This is a genomic window from Sagittula sp. S175 (assembly GCF_049800975.1).
Classification (GTDB): domain Bacteria; phylum Pseudomonadota; class Alphaproteobacteria; order Rhodobacterales; family Rhodobacteraceae; genus Sagittula.
In genome coordinates this window covers 91,194-109,009 of record NZ_JBNAGB010000012.1, presented here as the reverse complement: position 1 = coordinate 109,009, position 17,816 = coordinate 91,194, and the positions used below count along the sequence as shown (strand labels likewise).

Genomic DNA, 17,816 nt, shown 5'->3' with positions numbered 1-17,816 from the left:
CGGGATCGGTCAGGCCACCTCGGGGATGGCTGCGGCCTTGCGGGCTTCACGCTCGGCGCGGGCATTCAACCGTTCGCGGTGCAGCGTATAAAGGCCGGAGGCCACGATGATTGCACATCCGAGAAAGGTCCATTGGTCAGGCAGGTCACCGAAAACCACAAATCCGTAGAATGTGCTCCAGATGATGAGCGAGTAGTGCATCGGGGCAACGACGACGGCCTGTGCAATATCAAGAGCGCGGATCACCAGCACTTCGCCAAGCGCCGCAGTCGAGGTCAGGCCAAGGACGACCAGCCAGAGTTTCAGGGACTCGGGTGTTTGCCAGTACATCGGCAGAGCCACGGAGAGGATCAGCGTAGCCGTGATCGAGGTATACGCGACCGTTGTCACAACCGGGTCGGCGCCGGACAGGCTGCGCGACAGGACCTGGCGCAGCGCAAAGAACGAAGCCGCCAGAACCACCAGAAGGATCGCGGGATTGATGACGCCCAAGCCGGGCCGGATCACGATCAGCATCCCCACAAAGCCGACGGTCACGGCAGCCCAGCGGCGCGGACCGACGGGTTCGCGCAGGAACACCGCGCTCATGAGTGTGACAAAGAAGGGCGCCATGAAGCTGACGGCCACGGCGTCTGCCAGCGGAACGAAGCTGACGGCGACGACGAAGCAGATCGAGGAAACAACCGCACATAGCCCCCGCGCGATCTGGATACCGGGCAGATGCGACCGGAGCAGGCCGGGCCCCTTGATGGCAATCAAGGCCGCGACACCCAGGAACAGTCCGATCTGTCGGAACCACACCACTTCGACGGCATGGAAATATTCCGTCAGGTATTTCGCCTGCACGTCGCAGGCCGCAAAGGAAAAGAAGCCAAGGCTCATGAGAATGAGCCCCTTCAGGTTCTCGGGTTCGCGCGGCGGCGGAACGTGACGCAGGGGAGCGGCCTGAAGCGTTGGCATGTCGGGGACTCGCGGTTTGGTCTGGCGATGATAGGGTCAGTTACTATGACCAATCAAGCTCGAAAGCGTGCTGATTGCATCAAATTGTCATGCGCAATCAAGGCGACCGACGGGCGGTGGCCGCTCGGACGTGTCAGTCCCGGGTTTGACCGCAGGGGGCGCCGGTGTTTAGGTCGGGACGAGGAATTGCCTTGGGAGACGGGGATGCGAAGGCTGTGGCGCGAGGCGCCCTATTTGACGGCCGGCCTGCTGCTGGCCTTGGTCGTCGCCGGTTTCTTCGGCGTTCGGTTGGTCTTGGGCGCTGTGTTCTGGGCCGATCCAAGGCATCAGGATATGCCGATCGCCCCTTGGATGACGCCGAGGTTCGTTGCCATGTCCTGGGATGTGCCCAAGGAAGTGGTCATCGAGGCGCTCGGCATGAAGCAGGACGGCCACGGGCCGGAACCTCTGAAAAAGATGGCCGAGGAGCGGGGTGTGCCCGTGGAGGCCCTCGTTGCAGAGCTGGAGGCGGCCATTGCAGCTTACCGCGCGGACACGCCGCTTGGGGCTGGGCATGAGTGAGACGATCTTCGGTTTGGTCTCGACCTACGGCTTGTGGGTCGTTGCCTTTTCTGCCTTCTTTTCCTGTCTCGCGGTGCCCATTCCGACGGCGCTGGTGATGCTGGCCGCGGGTGCGTTTGCGGCGGCTGGGGATCTGGTGTTGTGGCAGGTCTGGCTGGTCGCCTGGCTTGCGGCGCTGGCGGGGGACAACGCAGGATACCAGATCGGGCGGCGAGGCGGTGTGCCGCTGGTGCGCTGGCTGGGCGCGAAGTTGCGTAAGGAGAAACTGATCGCGAAAGGCGAGGACACCGTCGCAAGATATGGCGGTATTGGCGTTTTCTTTTCCACTTGGCTGGTCGCGCCTTTGGGGCCTTGGGTGAACCTTATTTCGGGCGCGATGGGGCTGCCGCGTCTGCGCTTTGCCCTATGGGACACGGCGGGAGAGACCATCTGGGTGACCGGGTATGTCGCGCTGGGCTTTGCCTTTGGTACGCAGATCGACACCGTGGCGCAGATGGTGACAGACTGGGCGGGGCTGGTGGCCGCACTGGCCGTGGCGGCGGGCTTTGGCGTGGCACTGGTCGTCAAGCTCTGGAAGCACGTTCAGCCCGTGAAAGGCTGAGACTGTCGAAACTTTGCTTCAGCAAGAAGGCCGAGGCGTTCAGTGCGTCCCGCTCGATATCCGACAGGTCCGGCATCAGCGTGGCTGTGATCCCTTCGCGCCCGACGATCCTCGGTAGGGAACAGGCAACGCCGGGCACGTCCAGCACGTCTCCGACGGTCGATACTGTCAGGACGGCCTGTTCGTCCCCGGCGATGGCGGCGACGATGCGCGCCAGTCCGGCACCGATCCCGTACCATGTGGCCCCCTTGCCCTCGATGATGGTGTACGCCGCGCGGCGGACGCCGGTGTCGATCTCGGCACGGATGGCGTCGGTCAGGGGGCTGCGCATCTGGGCGGCAAAGCTTTCGACGCTGACCGATCCGGCGCGCGCCGCGGACCACGCCAAGACTTCGCTGTCGCCGTGTTCGCCCAGCACATAGGCATGAACGGACCGCGGCGCGATCCCGAGGTGCCGCCCCAGCAGCCAGCGAAAGCGCGCGGTGTCGAGGATCGTCCCTGACCCGATCACCCGCCCGGCGGGCAGTCCGCTCAGGGATTGTGTCACCTGCCCCATGATGTCCACGGGGTTCGACGCCACCACGAGAATGGCCTCGGGCGCATGCCGCGTGACCTCGGCAACCACCTGCCGGAACACCTCGGCGTTTCTGGACAACAACTGTAACCGGGCTTCGCCGGGTTTCTGTGAAACCCCACAGGCGAGGATCACGACACCTGACCCGGAAAGATCCGCGTAGCGGCCCGCCTCCACCTGCACCGGAGAGGCAAAGGGAACGGCATGCGCGATGTCTTCGGCTTCGGCCTTGGCCCGCGCTCCGTTCAGGTCCACGAGCACTATCCGCGAAGCGACACCGCGCATGGTACAGGCGAAGGCGGCGGATGATCCGACCATGCCTGCTCCGACAATCCCGAGCTTCATCTGTGTATCCCTTTCTGCATATGCGGCAGGGTATCGGACTCAGGGGGCAGACCAATGCTTTTCGACGCCAGTGCCTTGGTATTGATTGCAGATGTCGGATTTTTGACAAGCGCCGCTCACCATACGTGCGTGGTTGTAGCGCCGGACCGTGGTGCCTATCTCTGTCACTGACCGGGCGGCAAACGCCGCAGCGCAGCACCCCGAAGGTCAGAAAATTTCCGCGCTCCGTGTTGACACGACTCATCGCGTTCCTTACCTCAGCGCCGTTAGCACTCTCCGAGGGTGAGTGCTAACGGCCCGCCCGATTGGGGGGCAGTAGTGAAACTTTGAGCCAGGAGAACTCAGAGATGGCATTCAAACCGCTTCATGACCGCGTGCTGGTTCGTCGCGTAGAATCCGACGAGAAGACGGCTGGTGGGCTGATCATTCCCGACAGCGCCAAGGAAAAGCCGGCAGAAGGCGTGGTTGTCGCGTGTGGCGAAGGCGCACGTAAAGACAGCGGCGAGCTGATCGCGATGGCCGTCAAGGAAGGCGACAAGGTCCTGTTCGGCAAGTGGTCCGGCACCGAAGTCACCGTCGAAGGTGAAGAGCTGCTGATCATGAAGGAAAGCGACATCCTCGGCATCATCAGCTGAGGACGGCAGGGGGCCAAGGCTCCCGCACGCATTCCCGAACGGACCCCGGGATGATCCCCGGTCCAAGCATCCAAACAAGTTTCAAGGAGATCGCAAATGGCTGCGAAAGACGTGAAATTCGATACCGAAGCCCGCACCAAGATGCTGCGCGGCGTCAACATCCTCGCCGACGCGGTGAAGGTGACGCTGGGCCCGAAAGGCCGCAACGTGGTTCTGGACAAGTCGTTCGGCGCACCGCGCATCACCAAGGACGGTGTGTCCGTGGCGAAGGAAATCGAACTGGAAGACAAGTTCGAGAACATGGGCGCGCAAATGGTGAAGGAAGTTGCTTCCCGCACCAACGACGAAGCCGGTGACGGCACCACCACCGCGACCGTTCTCGCTCAGGCGATCGTCAAGGAAGGCATGAAGGCCGTTGCGGCTGGCATGAACCCGATGGACCTGAAGCGCGGCATCGACATGGCAACCGCCAAGGTCGTGCAGGCGATCAAGGACGCGGCACGCCCGGTCGACAACTCCGACGAAGTCGCTCAGGTCGGCACCATCTCCGCGAACGGCGAGGCCGAGATCGGCCGTCAGATCGCCGACGCGATGCAGAAGGTCGGCAACGAGGGTGTCATCACCGTCGAAGAGAACAAGGGCCTCGAGACCGAGACCGATGTCGTCGAAGGCATGCAGTTCGACCGTGGCTACCTGTCGCCCTACTTCGTGACCAATCCGGACAAGATGATTGCAGAGCTCGAAGACTGCATGATCCTGCTGCACGAGAAGAAGCTCTCCTCGCTGCAGCCGATGGTTCCGCTGCTCGAAGCAGTGATCCAGTCACAGAAGCCGCTGCTGATCATCGCCGAGGACGTCGAAGGCGAAGCACTGGCAACCCTCGTGGTCAACAAGCTGCGTGGCGGCCTGAAGATCGCCGCCGTGAAGGCACCGGGCTTCGGTGACCGTCGCAAGGCCATGCTGCAGGATATCGCGATCCTGACCGGCGGCCAGGTGATCTCCGAAGATCTGGGCATGAAGCTCGAGTCCGTGACCATGGACATGCTGGGCAACGCCAAGAAGATCCAGATCACCAAGGACGAGACCACCATCGTCGACGGTTCGGGCGAGAAGGCCGAGATCGAGGCACGCGTGGCCCAGATCCGCACCCAGATCGAAGAGACCACCTCGGACTACGACCGCGAGAAGCTGCAGGAACGCGTTGCCAAGCTGGCAGGCGGTGTGGCTGTCATCCGCGTCGGCGGCATGACCGAAGTCGAAGTGAAAGAGCGCAAGGACCGCGTCGATGACGCCCTGAACGCGACCCGCGCGGCCGTGCAGGAAGGCATCGTCGTCGGCGGCGGCACCGCTCTGGTGCAGGCCGGCAAGGTGCTGGAAGGTGTGGAAGGCGCGAACGCCGACCAGAACCGCGGCATCGCGATCATCCGTGCAGCTCTCGAAGCGCCGATGCGCCAGATCGCGCAGAACGCAGGCGTCGACGGTTCCGTCGTGGCAGGCAAGGTGCGCGAGTCCAACGATCCGAAGTTCGGCTACAACGCTCAGACCGACGAATATGGCGACATGTTCAAGTTCGGCGTCATCGACCCGGCAAAGGTCGTGCGCACCGCGCTGGAAGACGCCTCCTCGGTTGCTGGCCTGCTGATCACCACCGAAGCGATGGTGGCTGACAAGCCCGCCAAAGAAGGTGCAGCCGGTGGCGGCATGCCCGACATGGGCGGCATGGGCGGCATGATGTAAGACGAATTCCCTTCGGGAATTCTGTCTGACACAGAAAAGCAAAGGCGCCCTCTGGCGCCTTTGTTCATTTTCGGCCACCGGTTGTCAGAATGACCCGACCGGAAACCCCGATTTAACTGAGGACGCGCTAGTCAAGGTCATGCGCAGTTTCGCGGGCAATGGTTTCCCGCATTGCGAGAATTTTGAGGATTCGTTTCATCTCGCCCGACGTGAGTCCTCTGGGTATCCTCGTCCAACGCAAAGGGGTGGAGAAACGATGAGTCGCCGTGACGGGAGGAAGGCCTTGGAGCTGCGCCTGCCTGACGAGCTGCGAAAACGGCTCGTTAAAACGTCCCAACAACATCTGCCGTTGGCCTATCTGGCACGGCAGGCCCTGCGGCGTGCGCTGGACACCGGCGAAGGCTGGCAGACAGAGGTGGCGCCGGGCGGCGACCGGCCGATCCTGCTTCAGCTTTCGACAGAGGAACTGGCGCGGCTGGAAATGTGGATCGCTTCCAAAGACGTGCCGCCGGAGACTGCGGTGCTGTCGCTCATCTCGGCTGTTGTCTGACGCACCCGTCCTCAGAACACGTCTGGCGCCGCGCCGGTAAAGCGGCCGGAGGGTTCGTGGCGGGCGCGTGAGACGTCCCAGGTATAAAGGTAGGTCTGCGCTTCGACTGAACGGCCGTCTGCCATGGCAACCTCGATCATGCGACGCAGGTACTCGTGCGGTTCTGGCCAATCCGGCGAACACCCCTCGAAGGCGTCGATCTGCGGAAAGACGATATCGGGCGCGTTGACCTCGTACAGTTCCCCATGCACGCGGTCATCCGGGTCCGGCGAGGGCAGGGCACCGGGATAGCTGTTCTGGCCGGGTACATCCGGGTCTTCGATCACGTAGAGCCGCGCGCGGATCGTTCCGTGGCCAATATGACGGCCATGTTCGCGCAGCAGTGCGCCCATCGGGTGTCCGGCGGTCGTGGTGAGCGTCCCGTAGACGAAAAGCAGGGGGTGGGACATGCGCAGCCTTCAGTTGGGATCGACAGGAGGTTAGGCAGCTGTGGCCCGCTTGGAAAGCCGGAAACGCCCTGGTTGCCGTATCAGAGGGAATCGGCTCTTACCTGCATATGGACATGATGTACGAAAACGCGCTTTGGGCGCAGGGTGTGACGCGGATTGCAGGCGTCGACGAGGTCGGGCGCGGCCCGCTTGCAGGGCCTGTCGTCGCGGCTGCGGTGGTGTTGAACCGTGACTCCATCCCGGAAGGTCTGAACGATTCCAAGAAATTGAGCATCAAACGGCGCGAATTCCTGGCACCGCTCCTGTGGCAGTCGGCAGAGGTGGCCATAGGCGTGGCCAGTGTCGAGGAGATAGACGAGATCAACATCCTTCAGGCGAGCCTGTTGGCGATGCGCAGGGCGGTGGAGGGGCTGGGCCTGCCGCCGGAACATGTTCTCGTAGATGGTAACAGGATCCCTGCGCAACTCCCGTGCAAGGCGACTGCCGTGGTGGGTGGTGACGGCAAATCACCCAGCATCGCGGCGGCCTCAATTGTGGCAAAAATCTGGCGGGATAATGTCATGAAAGAGGCCGCGACACAGTGGCCAGGATATGGTTGGGAAACAAACGCCGGATACCCGACGAAGTGTCACAAATCTGCCCTCCGAAATCTGGGGGTAACTCCCCTCCATAGACGTTCGTTCAAACCGGTACGCGATATCTTGTGACAAGAAGAAATCGCAACCCTCTGTTAACTTAAAATAATTGACCACGAATCGGTTTCGAATCAGATTCGATGCCAACAACTGAGCCCGAACAACGGGCCGGGACAGAGGCAGAGAATGACGACGATGACCAAGGCGAAGAGCGCGTCCGCGCTCCCGATCAATACAATTTTGTCCGGCGACTGTATCAATGTGATGAACAGTCTGCCCGAGGGTTCTGTTGACCTGATTTTCGCCGACCCGCCGTACAACCTGCAACTGAAAGGCGATCTGCATCGCCCCGACAACTCGAAGGTCGACGCAGTGGATGACCACTGGGACCAGTTCAACAGTTTTGCCGCCTACGACAGCTTTACCCGAGACTGGCTGAAGGCGGCGCGCCGTTTGCTCAAGCCCGACGGGGCCATCTGGGTGATCGGCAGCTATCACAACATCTTTCGGGTCGGCGCCGCGCTTCAGGACGCTGGCTACTGGATCCTGAACGATGTGGTCTGGCGCAAGTCGAACCCGATGCCGAACTTCCGTGGCAAGCGGTTCACCAACGCACACGAGACGATGATCTGGGCATCGAAGTCGGAGGGTGCCAAGTACACCTTCAACTACGAGGCGCTGAAGTCGCTGAATGAAGGCGTACAGATGCGCTCCGACTGGGTCCTGCCGATCTGCAATGGCGGCGAGCGACTGAAGGACGAGAACGGTGACAAGGCGCACCCGACGCAAAAGCCGCAGTCCCTGCTGCACCGCGTGATCGTCGGGTCGACCAATCCGGGCGATGTGGTTCTGGACCCGTTCTTCGGCACTGGCACCACGGGCGCCGTGGCCAAGATGCTGGGCCGCGACTTCATCGGCATCGAGCGCGAGGAAGCCTACCGCAAGGTTGCGCAGCAGCGCATCAATGACATCCGTCCTTTCGATGGTTCGGCCCTTCAGGTGTCCACCTCGAAGCGCGCCGAACCCCGCGTGCCCTTCGGACAGCTGGTCGAGCGTGGCATGCTGCGCCCCGGCGAGATGCTGGTCAACCAGCGCGGCCAGAGCGCCAAGGTTCGCGCCGACGGCACCCTTGTGGGTGACGGCGTGACCGGTTCGATCCACCAGGTGGGCGCAAAGCTGGAAGGCGCGCCGTCCTGCAACGGCTGGACCTACTGGCACTTCAAGCGTGAAGGCAAGGTCGTCCCGATCGACGTCCTGCGCCAGCAGATCCGCGCGGAAATGCAGTAACCGGGCCAGCGCCCACAGAGTTTCACAGATACCAAGAACACCGCCGGCGCCCGCGCGAAAGCGAGGGGACGCCTACTGACCCCGTCTGCCTTTTGGCAGGCGGGGCTTTTTTTATGCGCGGTCAATGTTACCTTTGGCGCGAGAGGGAGGACGACACATGCGGCTGAGGGCGGATTTTTCGAAACGCGAAGTGGTGCGGCCCGAGGACTACGACTGGCGCGCCAGCCCTGCGAGCGGCGTATCGCGCATGATGCTGGACCGTATCGGTGAAGAGGTCGCGCGGGCCACGACCATCGTGCGCTTTGACCCGGACAGCGCCTTTGACGCCCATACGCATGGCGGTGGCGAGGAGTACCTCGTGCTCGAAGGGGTGTTTTCGGACGAACACGGCGATTACCCGGCGGGCACCTACGTGCGCAATCCCATCGGCACGCGGCACCGACCGCATATCGGGCCGGAGGGGGCGACGATCCTCGTGAAGCTGTGCCAGTTCGCCGAGGACGATCAGGCGCAATTTGCGATCGACACCCGTAAGGCGGTTTTTCATCCGGGGCAACTGTCCGGCGTGTCAGAGCTGCAGCTGCACCGGGTGCCCGGCGAAGAGGTCAGGATGATCCGCTTGCAACCCGGAGCCGAGCTTGGTCACCATGTCCATCATGGCGGTGCCGAGCTCCTCGTATTGGAGGGCACACTGGAGGACGAGAGCGGCAGCTATCCCGCCGGGACGTGGGTCCGCCTTCCTCAAGGCGACGCCCATACGCCACGGACGTCGGAGGGGTGCCTGCTGTGGATCAAGACGGGCCATCTGCGCGCCTGAGGCTCACCAGTCGATGTAGTCCTTGAAGGCGGACAGCGAACTGCGCCAGATCTCGAGGTTATCGGTAAAGTTCGCCTCCGAGACGCCTCCGTCGATGTTCATGTCCATCTGCAGGAAGGGATCCTGCTCGTCATCGAGATAAACCGAGGTGAAGCGTTGGTCCCGCGACCAGCCCAATGCCTGTTCGGCGGTCATTCCGTCTGCCATGTCGAATGCAGCAAGGAACTGGACCGAGGTGCAGTTCAGATGGTCCTCTCCGCAGCCGTAAAACTGGATGTAGAAGGCCGTTCCCTCCGATTTTACCACCAGTTGCGGGTCCCCGATGTCATCGGTGCCTTGCTCCACCGGATAGCCTTGGCTGCTGATCAGCGCGGACAGCTGGTCAGGGTCGGCCTGTGTCAGATTGGTCTGAGTCAGATTGGCCTGTGTCAGCTCGGCCAGTGCCGGAGAGGCAAGCAGCGTCGCGGCGGCGATGAGGTGTTTCATCGTTCGGTCCTTTCGGTAGGCGCGTTTGTGGAAAGGCTAACATGCGGGTTCGCGTCGGCTCAATCGCAACGCGTGCCTTCACAAGGCGAAATGGCCGTTCTACAGCTTTGCCCATGGATATGCGCGCGATCTTGATGGGGCTGGCCTTTGCGGCAATGTGGTCCTCTGCCTTCACCTCTGCCCGGATCATCGTCGCGGCCGCGCCGCCGCTCAGTGCGCTGGCCCTGCGGTTCTTGATCTCGGGTCTGATCGCCGTGGCCATTGCCCTGTTCCTGCGGCAAAGCTGGCGCCTGACGCGGACGCAATGGCGGGCGACCATCATCTTTGGGATATGCCAGAACGCGCTGTATCTCGGGCTGAATTTCGTTGCGATGCAGACGGTCGAAGCCTCTCTGGCGGCAATCATTGCCTCGACGATGCCGCTCATCGTGGCGCTTCTGGGCTGGGCGGTGTTCAGGGAGCGACTGCTGCCGCAGGCCACGCTGGGCCTGCTCGCCGGTGTTGCCGGTGTCGCGCTCATCATGGGGGCGCGGTTTGGCGGCGGGATGGACCTGTTCGGGGTTGCGTTGTGCGTCCTGGGGGCCTTGGCGCTCGCCGTGGCGACGCTGACGCTGCGCGGTGCCAGCTCGGGTGGGAACTTCATGATGATCGTCGGGTTGCAGATGCTGATCGGCTCTGTCGCACTGTGGGTGCCAGCGCTTCTGCTGGAAACCTGGGACGTCACCTGGACGCCGCGGCTGACAGTGGCCTTTGCCTATACCACCCTGGTGCCGGGTCTGGCGGCGACCTTCGTTTGGGTGCTGCTGGTGGACCGCATCGGCGCCGTGCGTGCAGCCACCTTCCATTTCCTCAACCCGTTCTTCGGTGTAGCCATCGCAGCGGCTTTGCTGGGCGAGGATCTGCGGGTGCTGGATATGGTCGGCGTGGCTGTTATCGCGGCGGGCATTCTCCTCGTGCAAACGGCGCGCCTGCCGTCATCCGTGCCCGGAAAGGGCTGATCCGCTCAAAGTCGCCGTATTTTTGGGGTGGTTTGCTAGGGTTTGTTTACAGAGCCAGCCTACGGTCAAGCCGAACATTTGCAGGGGCACCGGCACGCCCCCTGCACGGCTTGAGGTGACGCATGAGCAGATTTTCCATTCGAATCCAGGTTATTTTCCTGGCTGGGACACTTCTGGCTGCGATGCTCGCGTTATCGGGACTGAACTGGTTTGCGCAACGACAACTGGGCTTGTCCATCCAGACAGCTGACCAGCTGAGTTCAGAAATGTCCATCCTGTCAGGGATGATGGAAACCATCGACGAATCCGTATCAAACTTGCTTTTCGTCGCGGTGGACCGGGACAGGGAGTGGTCGATCTTCACCGACGGGATTTCCGAGGTGCGTCGAACGATCGTCGAATCGGAGGAGGTCTTCGGCGACGGCACGGTGGACCATCTCGAAATCCAAAAGGGCTTGGCAGAAGTCGACGTATTGCTCGCCGAAATGGAGGCGTTTTACGATACCACAGAAGAAGAGCTCTCTTGGGGCATCGTCACCACCGCGAACGCGGAGATGCTCCCGCGACTTACCGGCGCCGAAGAACGGTTGGGCGCGGTCATGGACAATATCTCGCTGAAAATCGAAGAAATGTATGCCAGCGCCAATTCCGAGGTCGCGCGGTTGAACCAGTTGGTCATGGCGGGCAACATGATCGCGATTGTGCTGGGAGTGGTGCTCTCCTATCTGTTCGGACGCCATCTGAGCCAACCCATCGAGCGGGCACGCAGTCGCATCGCAAGACTGAGCGAGCAGGACTACGACAGCCCGATCGAAGATCAGGCGCGCGGGGACGAAGTTGGGCATATCGCGCGTAGTCTGAACGATCTGCGACGTATCCTGCGCGACGCCGAGCAATCCGATAACCGCATCAAGGAGGAGAACGGTCGCCGGGTGGACCTCTTTCAGACGCTCAGCGTGGCCATGAGCAAGCTCCGCAGCGGGCAACTGACAGAGCGCATCGCGTCCGAAGAATGGCGGGATCTCGGAGAAAGCTACGTGAAGCTGTGTCGCGACTTCAACGATCTCGCGTCTGCCCTGCAGTCTTTGGTAGATTCGCTCAGATCCAGCACCTCCACCGTCCAAACCAATGCCAGTGAACTGTCAGGCATGTCTGACGAAATGTCCCGCCGCGCCGAGATGCAGGCCGCCACGCTGGAACAATCGGCAGCTGCGCTGGACGTCCTGTCCGTCGGCGTAAAGACTGCAGCGGACAAGGCGCAGGACGCCGACGAAAAGGTGGTTGAGGGGCGGCGCCGGGCAGAGCAGGGCGGAGAAGTCATGGAGCAGGCGTTGAAAGCCATGAGTTCGATTGCAAAATCGTCCGAGCAGATCAGTCAGATCATCGGCGTGATCGATGACATCGCCTTTCAGACCAACTTGCTGGCACTGAACGCAGGCGTGGAAGCAGCACGTGCCGGCGAATCCGGAAAGGGCTTTTCCGTCGTAGCGTCAGAGGTCCGGGGCCTCGCACAACGAGCGTCTGAGTCCGCCAATGAGATCAAGGAACTTGTCCTGAACAGCGTGTCACAGGTCGAAGACGGTGAACGGTTGGTTCAGGCCACCAGCCAGACACTCAGCCACATCGTGGAGAGCGTCACGGAGGTCTCGGAGATGGTTTCGGGAATTGCCACCTTGTCTCGCGAACAGGCGCGTGGCGTTGAAGAAATAAACATCGGCATCGGCGAGCTGGACAAGGTGACCCAGCAAAACGCTGCAATGGTCAGTCAGACGAGTACCGCCAGCCAGCAATTGACGGTCGAGGCGACCAGATTGTCGGATCTTCTGACGCGCTTTACCGGCGGGAACGTGACTGCTGGTGGCATTGGCGCCGATGGCGGCATGCCGGAAATGTTTGACCACACGAATGAAATCGAATTGTTTGACGACGTTCCGCCGTTGCCATCGGCAGCTGTCGCGAAACCGCCGCAGAAGCCGGGGGCCAAACCTCAAGGACACGGTTACAATGCGTCCAAGAGTGGCGCCGACATATCGAAAAAGCCTGAGAAACTTCAAAAGGAGATTCTTGTTCATGGCAGTTGGGCCGCAGAAATTGCGGACCCAGAGCCCGTCCCGATGGCTGTAGAAGAGCCGCTGGTGGTGAATGCCATAAGGGTTCCAGCGGCGACGCCGCGCCCTGCGGCCAGCAAGGACGATGCGTGGTCGGATTTTTGATGCGAGAACCCTCGGTGTAGCCGAAGCGGGACAGAGACTCAGCCGATTACGCCACCTGCGGCTCCGACCTGCCCGCGATGCAGCAGCAAGTGATCCAGTAGAACACAGGCCATCATGGCTTCGCCGACCGGAACGGCGCGGATGCCGACGCAAGGATCGTGACGGCCTTTGGTGATGATCTCTGTTGCTTCGCCGGACTTCGTGATCGTTTGACGTGGCCGCAGGATCGAAGAGGTTGGTTTGACAGCAAAGCGTACGACCACGTCCTGCCCCGTGGAAATGCCACCGAGAATGCCGCCCGCATGGTTGGAAGAGTAAACCGGCTGGCCGTCATTCCCGAGGAAAATTTCGTCGGCGTTCTCTTCGCCGGTCAGTTCCGCTGCGCGCATGCCTTCGCCGATCTCGACACCCTTGACCGCGTTGATCGACATCATCGCCGCCGCGAGGTCCGTATCGAGCTTGCCGTAAATCGGTGCACCGAGCCCTGCGGGGACACCGCGCGCCACGACCTCGATAACGGCACCGACGGAATTGCCGGACTTGCGGAGTTCATCCAGTTCACCCGCCCATTGCGCCGCCATGACCGCATCCGGGCACCAAAAGGGATTCTGATCGATCTGCATCATGTCATAACGTGAGGGGTCGGCCTTTGAACGGCCCATTTGCACCATGTAGCCTTGGATTTCGACAGTAGGCGCCAGCGCAGTCAGCGCCGCCCGGGCCAACCCGCCCGCAGCAACCCGCGCCGCGGTTTCACGCGCCGACGACCGCCCGCCGCCGCGGTAATCGCGAATGCCGTATTTCTGGAAATAGGTAATATCGGCGTGGCCGGGACGGAATTTTTCGGCAATATCGCCGTAATCCTTCGAGCGTTGATCGGTATTCTCGATCATCAGCTGAACGGAAGTGCCGGTGGTCCGCCCTTCGAACACCCCGGACAGGATCCGCACCGCATCCGGCTCGCGGCGCTGGGTCGTGTACTTGTTCTGCCCCGGCTTTCGCTTGTCCAGCCAGACCTGAAGCTGCGCCTCGTCCACTTCAATCCCCGGCGGCACGCCATCGACGGTCGCGCCAAGCGCGGGTCCGTGGCTTTCGCCCCAGGTGGTGATGCGGAACAGATGGCCGAAGGTGTTGAGGCTCATGGGCAGTCTCCTTTGCGTCGGTGGTCTAGGGCAGCCGCGCCATGCGCTCAAGGGGTTTTGGCTTGGTTGCGTCGGCGCGCGGGGCGCGTTCGGTCCGGGCGCATACGCGCGCGGGGGCTTTCGGCTTGCACGCCTGCGCCCGCGGCAATAGGGTGCGCCTCACCTCGGGGTGGCGGAGCACGATCCGTCTGAGATTTGCGTAAGCGCATCAACCCGTTGAACCTGAACCGGTTAACACCGGCGGAGGGAAGGTGCAGGCCGACCAAGTGTCTGCCGAACTGATCCCCTCGCGCCGCAAATAAGGAGGATGCCATGAAGGCACCGATATTTGCTGCGGGATTGTTGCTGGCCACCAGTGCGGTGGCTCAGGAAAACGTCCTGACCGTCTATGCCCCGGACTATTTCACGTCCGAATGGGGCCCGGGCCCCAAGATCGAGGAACTGTTTGAGGCGCAGTGTGGCTGTGATCTTCAGTTCAAGCCGGGCGAGTTGCTGCCGCGCCTGATGCTGGAAGGCGACCGGACCGAAGCCGACGTGGTGATCGGCCTGAACACCGACGTGACCAAGAAGGCGCGCGAAAGTGGGCTGTTCGCGCCGCATGGTGTGGACCTGTCGCCACTGACGCTGCCGATCGAATGGACGGACGACACGTTCCTGCCGTTCAACTATGGCCACACGGCATTCATCTATGACACGACAAAGATGGAGGCGCCCGCGTCGTTTGACGCGCTTCTGGAGGCGCCCGACGACCTGCGGCTGGTGATCCAGGACCCGCGCACTTCGATCTCGGGCCTCGCGCTGGTGCTCTGGGTGCAGGAGGTCTACGGCGACAAGGCACAGGACGCCTGGGCGAAACTTGCGCCGAAAATCGTCACGGTGACAAAGGGTTGGTCGGAAAGCTACGGCATGTTCAACGACGGCGAGGCGGATATGGTGCTGTCTTACACGACCTCGCCCGCCTATCACATCATCGCCGAGGAAGATGTGACCAAGAAGGCCGCGATCTTTCCCGAGGGGCATTATTTCATGGTCGAGCTGGCGGCCAAGGTGGCCGGGACCGACCAGCCCGAACTGGCGCAACAGTTCATGGACTTTATCCTCAGCCATGATTTCCAGTCGATGATCGCCACCGGCAACTGGTCGATTCCAGCGGCGCTGGACAAGGCAGAGTGGCCGGAGGGCTTCCAGAAGCTCGACCTGCCGGAGAACGTACTGTTCTACTCCGAAGACGAAGCCGCCGCGCTGCGGGATGAGGCCATCGAGGCATGGCGCGCCGCGCTGTCTCAGTAATTGCGGGGCTGGCCCTGGCGCTTTTGACGCTGGGGCCAGTGATCGTCGTTCTGAACCGGGCCGGGGGGCTATCGGCCCTCGGGCCCGGACTGCTGAAGGCCGGGGATTGGCAGGCTGTCCGGTTCACGTTGTGGCAGGCGCTGCTGTCCGCAGGGGTCAGCGTCGCCTTGGCTGTTCCGGTGGCCAAGGCGTTGGTGAGGCAGCGCTTTCCGGGGCGGGCTGCTCTGGTCACGCTGATGGGGGCGCCGTTCATCCTGCCGGTGATTGTGGCTGTCATGGGGCTGATCGCGGTGTTCGGGCAGGCGGGTCTGGTGAACGATCTGCTGGGCGCCTTGGGGCTGCCCGGTGTCGACGTCTACGGGCTGCACGGAGTTGTTCTGGCGCATGTGTTCTTCAACCTGCCCTTGGCGGTGCGGATGCTGCTGAACGGTTGGCAGGCGGTTCCGGGCGAGCGTCTCCGGCTGGCGTCCTCGTTGGGACTGACGCGTGGCGCGATGTGGCGGGTCGTGGATTGGCCGGTGGTGACGCGGGTGGCTCCAGGGGCTTTCGTGGTGATTTTTGTCATCTGCCTGACGAGTTTCGCGGTCGCTTTGACGCTGGGCGGCGGGCCGCGGGCCACGACGGTGGAACTGGCGATCTATCAGGCCATGCGATTCGATTTTGATCTCGGGCGGGCGGCAGTTTTAAGCCTGATGCAGCTGGCCTTGGGGCTGGCTGCGGGCCTTGTGGCGTTGAAGGTCGCGAGAACCGAAGGGTTTGGCGTCGGGCGAGATCGGACGTTGCTGCGCCGGGACGGATGCGGGTGGACGCGGCTTTGGGATTTTGGCTGGATCACGCTTGCGGCCTTGTTTCTTTTGGTGCCCTTGGGGGCGGTGGTGGCACGCGGCGTGCCCGGATTGGCCCTGTTGCGGGCGGATACGCTGATCGCCGCTGGCCATTCACTGGCGGTTGCTGCGGTGTCGACGGTGCTGTGCATGGCATGGGCCGTGGCCTTGGCGAACAGACGCGGCGAGCTGCTGTCCCTCGCGGCGATCACCGTGTCGCCCTTGGTTCTGGGGACCGGGCTGTTCCTGATGCTGCGTCCATATGTGAACCCGTTCAGCATGGCTCTGCCCGTGACGGCCTTGGTCAACGCCTTGATGGGGTTGCCTTTTGCGCTGCGGATCATCACGCCTCAGGCCGAGGCGGTGCAGGCGGATTTCGGACGTCTGCGGGCGTCACTTGGGCTGACGGCATGGGCCTGGTTGCGGCTGGTCTGGCTGCCGCGCCTGCGTCGCCCGATGGGCTTTGCCGCCGGGTTGGTGGCGGCGCTGGCCATGGGGGACCTCGGCGTGATCGCGTTGTTCGCCGACCCGGATCGAGCGACGCTGCCCTTGCAGGTCTATCGGTTGATGGGGTCTTACCAGATGGAGGCCGCCGCCGGTGCGGCGCTGTTGTTGCTGGGGCTGAGCCTTGGCGCGTTTGTCCTGCTGGACAGGGGAGGGCGGCTTGCTGAGGTTTGAAGAAGTCCGGATCGCGATGGATCGTGGCACGCTGGACGCGGATCTGGCCTTGGGGCCGGGGCGGCGTGTGGCGGTGCTTGGGCCTTCGGGGGCGGGAAAATCCACGCTTCTGGACGTGATCGCCGGTTTCCGGGCACCGTTGTCGGGCCGGATCAGCTGGGAGGGGCGCGACCTGTCCGCCGTGCCGCCCGAGAAGCGCCCGGTGTCGATCCTTTTTCAGGACGGCAACCTGTTCCCGCATCTCGACCTTGCCCGGAACCTTGGGCTGGCGTTGCAGCCCGGCGGGCAGCGGCCGGGACCCGAAGAGATGGCGCGGATCGAAGGCGCGTTGCGGCGCGTGGGGCTGGACGGCTACGCCCGCCGCAAGCCCGGCACCCTGTCGGGCGGGCAGCAAAGCCGCGCGGCACTGGCGCGGGTGCTTCTGATGGCGAGACCTGTTCTGCTGCTGGACGAACCGTTTGCAGCACTCGGGCCGGGATTGAAGAAAGACATGCTGGCCGTGGTGCGCGAGGTGGCCGGGGCATTGGGGGCCCTGACCCTCATGGTCACGCATGACCCCGAAGACGCCCGTTCTTTTGCGCAGGATGTCGTTCTGGTGGCCGAAGGGCTGGTGCATCCGCCCGCCCCGACACGCGCATTTTTCGAAGTCCCGCCAAAGGCATTCCGCGCCTACATGGGAGAGTAACCCCGGTTATCTCCCTGCGCCGACTCGCGGCTTGCGGTGGGAGAGACAGTGCGGATTGCCACCTCTGCGTCCGTCGTTTCTAGCCTCGAAAGGCTGCGGACCACACCAGTGATGATCCGATTCGTGCGGGTATTCCCTTGCCCGGATGTGTCGGAACATGCCCGGGTTTGGAGAAAATCATTCCCCGAAGATCGTGGCGGCAACCGAGTGCGCATCTACAAAAAACAGGATCTTCTTTAAATTTTTCTTGGCCCTGCGCGCGGGGCCGTCAAGGGCAACGCCTTGGGGCGGCTGAGGGGACGCGATGCGGGCAAAGAAAAAGCCCCGCGCGCGGCGGGGCTTTTCGGAG

18 protein-coding genes and 1 riboswitch are annotated in these 17,816 nt (G+C 62.6%); of the genes, 13 read left to right on the top strand and 5 right to left on the bottom strand.

Annotated elements, in window-relative coordinates; all coding sequences use genetic code 11:
* Positions 1–9 precede the first annotated feature (9 nt).
* Entirely contained in the window at positions 10–960 is a 951-nt protein-coding gene (locus ACP16H_RS15950) for a DMT family transporter (RefSeq protein WP_425073237.1), read from the bottom strand.
* Between the two features lie 204 nt (positions 961–1,164).
* Between ACP16H_RS15950 and ACP16H_RS15945 the strand changes: the two genes are divergently transcribed.
* Together ACP16H_RS15945 and ACP16H_RS15940 are read left to right on the top strand one after the other, a co-directional pair.
* A complete protein-coding gene (locus ACP16H_RS15945) occupies positions 1,165–1,521 on the top strand; it encodes a hypothetical protein (protein ID WP_425073236.1) in 357 nt (118 codons plus the stop codon).
* Positions 1,514–2,122, top strand: a complete 609-nt coding sequence (locus ACP16H_RS15940) for a DedA family protein (RefSeq protein ID WP_425073235.1) — start codon at positions 1,514–1,516, stop codon at positions 2,120–2,122. The genes ACP16H_RS15945 and ACP16H_RS15940 overlap by 8 nt, the downstream gene beginning before the upstream one ends.
* Here ACP16H_RS15940 and ACP16H_RS15935 read toward each other — a convergent pair.
* Positions 2,085–3,041, bottom strand: coding sequence for an L-lactate dehydrogenase (locus tag ACP16H_RS15935; RefSeq protein WP_425073234.1), 957 nt, complete (start codon positions 3,039–3,041; stop codon positions 2,085–2,087). The two genes, ACP16H_RS15940 and ACP16H_RS15935, sit on opposite strands and share 38 nt — an antisense overlap.
* Positions 3,042–3,388: 347 nt before the next feature.
* On the opposite strand from ACP16H_RS15935, the gene groES reads away from it, so the two are divergent.
* From groES to ACP16H_RS15920, 3 genes are all read left to right on the top strand, one after another.
* Positions 3,389–3,676, top strand: a complete 288-nt coding sequence (groES, locus tag ACP16H_RS15930; protein WP_425073233.1) for a co-chaperone GroES — start codon at positions 3,389–3,391, stop codon at positions 3,674–3,676.
* A gap of 96 nt (positions 3,677–3,772) precedes the next feature.
* Positions 3,773–5,413, top strand: coding sequence for a chaperonin GroEL (groL, locus tag ACP16H_RS15925; RefSeq protein WP_425073232.1), 1,641 nt, complete (start codon positions 3,773–3,775; stop codon positions 5,411–5,413).
* A gap of 283 nt (positions 5,414–5,696) precedes the next feature.
* A complete protein-coding gene (locus ACP16H_RS15920) occupies positions 5,697–5,963 on the top strand; it encodes a hypothetical protein (RefSeq protein ID WP_425073231.1) in 267 nt (88 codons plus the stop codon).
* Between the two features lie 11 nt (positions 5,964–5,974).
* Here the strand turns inward: ACP16H_RS15920 and ACP16H_RS15915 are convergent, their stop codons facing one another.
* The gene (locus tag ACP16H_RS15915; protein ID WP_425073230.1) at positions 5,975–6,412 is read right to left on the bottom strand and encodes a gamma-glutamylcyclotransferase family protein; all 438 of its coding nucleotides are present in this window, start codon (positions 6,410–6,412) and stop codon (positions 5,975–5,977) included.
* Positions 6,413–6,519: 107 nt separating this feature from the next.
* On the opposite strand from ACP16H_RS15915, the gene ACP16H_RS15910 reads away from it, so the two are divergent.
* The 3 genes from ACP16H_RS15910 (at position 6,520) to ACP16H_RS15900 (ending at position 9,151) form a co-directional block, all read left to right on the top strand.
* Entirely contained in the window at positions 6,520–7,119 is a 600-nt protein-coding gene (locus tag ACP16H_RS15910; RefSeq protein ID WP_425073229.1) for a ribonuclease HII, read from the top strand.
* A gap of 114 nt (positions 7,120–7,233) precedes the next feature.
* On the top strand, positions 7,234–8,334 hold the full coding sequence (locus tag ACP16H_RS15905; protein ID WP_425073228.1) for a site-specific DNA-methyltransferase: 1,101 nt from the start codon (positions 7,234–7,236) through the stop codon (positions 8,332–8,334).
* Between the two features lie 157 nt (positions 8,335–8,491).
* Positions 8,492–9,151: a cupin domain-containing protein gene (locus ACP16H_RS15900; protein ID WP_425073227.1), complete on the top strand. Its 660-nt coding sequence runs from the start codon at positions 8,492–8,494 to the stop codon at positions 9,149–9,151.
* Positions 9,152–9,154: 3 nt separating this feature from the next.
* Here ACP16H_RS15900 and ACP16H_RS15895 read toward each other — a convergent pair whose 3' ends face one another.
* Complete coding sequence (locus ACP16H_RS15895) at positions 9,155–9,637, bottom strand: YbjN domain-containing protein (RefSeq protein WP_425073226.1); 483 nt, start codon at positions 9,635–9,637, stop codon at positions 9,155–9,157.
* Between the two features lie 113 nt (positions 9,638–9,750).
* On the opposite strand from ACP16H_RS15895, the gene ACP16H_RS15890 reads away from it, so the two are divergent.
* Both ACP16H_RS15890 and ACP16H_RS15885 read left to right on the top strand, forming a co-directional pair.
* Positions 9,751–10,635, top strand: coding sequence for a DMT family transporter (locus tag ACP16H_RS15890; protein WP_425073225.1), 885 nt, complete (start codon positions 9,751–9,753; stop codon positions 10,633–10,635).
* A 122-nt stretch (positions 10,636–10,757) separates the two neighbouring features.
* Positions 10,758–12,848 carry a methyl-accepting chemotaxis protein gene (locus ACP16H_RS15885; protein ID WP_425073224.1) on the top strand — a complete coding sequence of 697 codons (2,091 nt, stop codon included), beginning with the start codon at positions 10,758–10,760 and terminating at the stop codon, positions 12,846–12,848.
* Positions 12,849–12,886: 38 nt separating this feature from the next.
* On the opposite strand, the gene aroC is transcribed toward ACP16H_RS15885, so the two are convergent.
* Positions 12,887–13,990 (bottom strand): chorismate synthase, encoded by a 1,104-nt coding sequence (gene aroC, locus ACP16H_RS15880; protein WP_425073223.1) that lies wholly within the window; start codon positions 13,988–13,990, stop codon positions 12,887–12,889.
* A gap of 155 nt (positions 13,991–14,145) precedes the next feature.
* Positions 14,146–14,256, top strand: a riboswitch (TPP riboswitch).
* A 46-nt stretch (positions 14,257–14,302) separates the two neighbouring features.
* Between aroC and thiB the strand changes: the two genes are divergently transcribed.
* From thiB to ACP16H_RS15865, 3 genes are read left to right on the top strand one after another with little or no spacing between them, the layout of a single operon-like run.
* Positions 14,303–15,280, top strand: coding sequence for a thiamine ABC transporter substrate binding subunit (gene thiB, locus ACP16H_RS15875; protein WP_425073222.1), 978 nt, complete (start codon positions 14,303–14,305; stop codon positions 15,278–15,280).
* Entirely contained in the window at positions 15,256–16,782 is a 1,527-nt protein-coding gene (locus tag ACP16H_RS15870) for a thiamine/thiamine pyrophosphate ABC transporter permease ThiP (RefSeq protein WP_425073221.1), read from the top strand. Before thiB ends, ACP16H_RS15870 begins: the two co-directional genes overlap by 25 nt.
* Positions 16,769–17,467 carry an ATP-binding cassette domain-containing protein gene (locus ACP16H_RS15865; RefSeq protein ID WP_425073220.1) on the top strand — a complete coding sequence of 233 codons (699 nt, stop codon included), beginning with the start codon at positions 16,769–16,771 and terminating at the stop codon, positions 17,465–17,467. The genes ACP16H_RS15870 and ACP16H_RS15865 overlap by 14 nt, the downstream gene beginning before the upstream one ends.
* Positions 17,468–17,816 lie beyond the last annotated feature (349 nt).

Bases quoted from the DNA above. Each gene is read 5' to 3' on its own strand.
- ACP16H_RS15950 (WP_425073237.1), bottom strand. From the start codon at position 960: ATGCCAACGCTTCAGGCCGCTCCCCTGCGTCACGTTCCGCCGCCGCGC.
- ACP16H_RS15945 (WP_425073236.1), top strand. From the start codon at position 1,165: ATGCGAAGGCTGTGGCGCGAGGCGCCCTATTTGACGGCCGGCCTGCTG.
- ACP16H_RS15940 (WP_425073235.1), top strand. From the start codon at position 1,514: ATGAGTGAGACGATCTTCGGTTTGGTCTCGACCTACGGCTTGTGGGTC.
- ACP16H_RS15935 (WP_425073234.1), bottom strand. From the start codon at position 3,041: ATGAAGCTCGGGATTGTCGGAGCAGGCATGGTCGGATCATCCGCCGCC.
- groES (WP_425073233.1), top strand. From the start codon at position 3,389: ATGGCATTCAAACCGCTTCATGACCGCGTGCTGGTTCGTCGCGTAGAA.
- groL (WP_425073232.1), top strand. From the start codon at position 3,773: ATGGCTGCGAAAGACGTGAAATTCGATACCGAAGCCCGCACCAAGATG.
- ACP16H_RS15915 (WP_425073230.1), bottom strand. From the start codon at position 6,412: ATGTCCCACCCCCTGCTTTTCGTCTACGGGACGCTCACCACGACCGCC.
- ACP16H_RS15910 (WP_425073229.1), top strand. From the start codon at position 6,520: ATGGACATGATGTACGAAAACGCGCTTTGGGCGCAGGGTGTGACGCGG.
- ACP16H_RS15905 (WP_425073228.1), top strand. From the start codon at position 7,234: ATGACGACGATGACCAAGGCGAAGAGCGCGTCCGCGCTCCCGATCAAT.
- ACP16H_RS15900 (WP_425073227.1), top strand. From the start codon at position 8,492: ATGCGGCTGAGGGCGGATTTTTCGAAACGCGAAGTGGTGCGGCCCGAG.
- ACP16H_RS15895 (WP_425073226.1), bottom strand. From the start codon at position 9,637: ATGAAACACCTCATCGCCGCCGCGACGCTGCTTGCCTCTCCGGCACTG.
- ACP16H_RS15890 (WP_425073225.1), top strand. From the start codon at position 9,751: ATGGATATGCGCGCGATCTTGATGGGGCTGGCCTTTGCGGCAATGTGG.
- ACP16H_RS15885 (WP_425073224.1), top strand. From the start codon at position 10,758: ATGAGCAGATTTTCCATTCGAATCCAGGTTATTTTCCTGGCTGGGACA.
- aroC (WP_425073223.1), bottom strand. From the start codon at position 13,990: ATGAGCCTCAACACCTTCGGCCATCTGTTCCGCATCACCACCTGGGGC.
- thiB (WP_425073222.1), top strand. From the start codon at position 14,303: ATGAAGGCACCGATATTTGCTGCGGGATTGTTGCTGGCCACCAGTGCG.
- ACP16H_RS15870 (WP_425073221.1), top strand. From the start codon at position 15,256: ATGGCGCGCCGCGCTGTCTCAGTAATTGCGGGGCTGGCCCTGGCGCTT.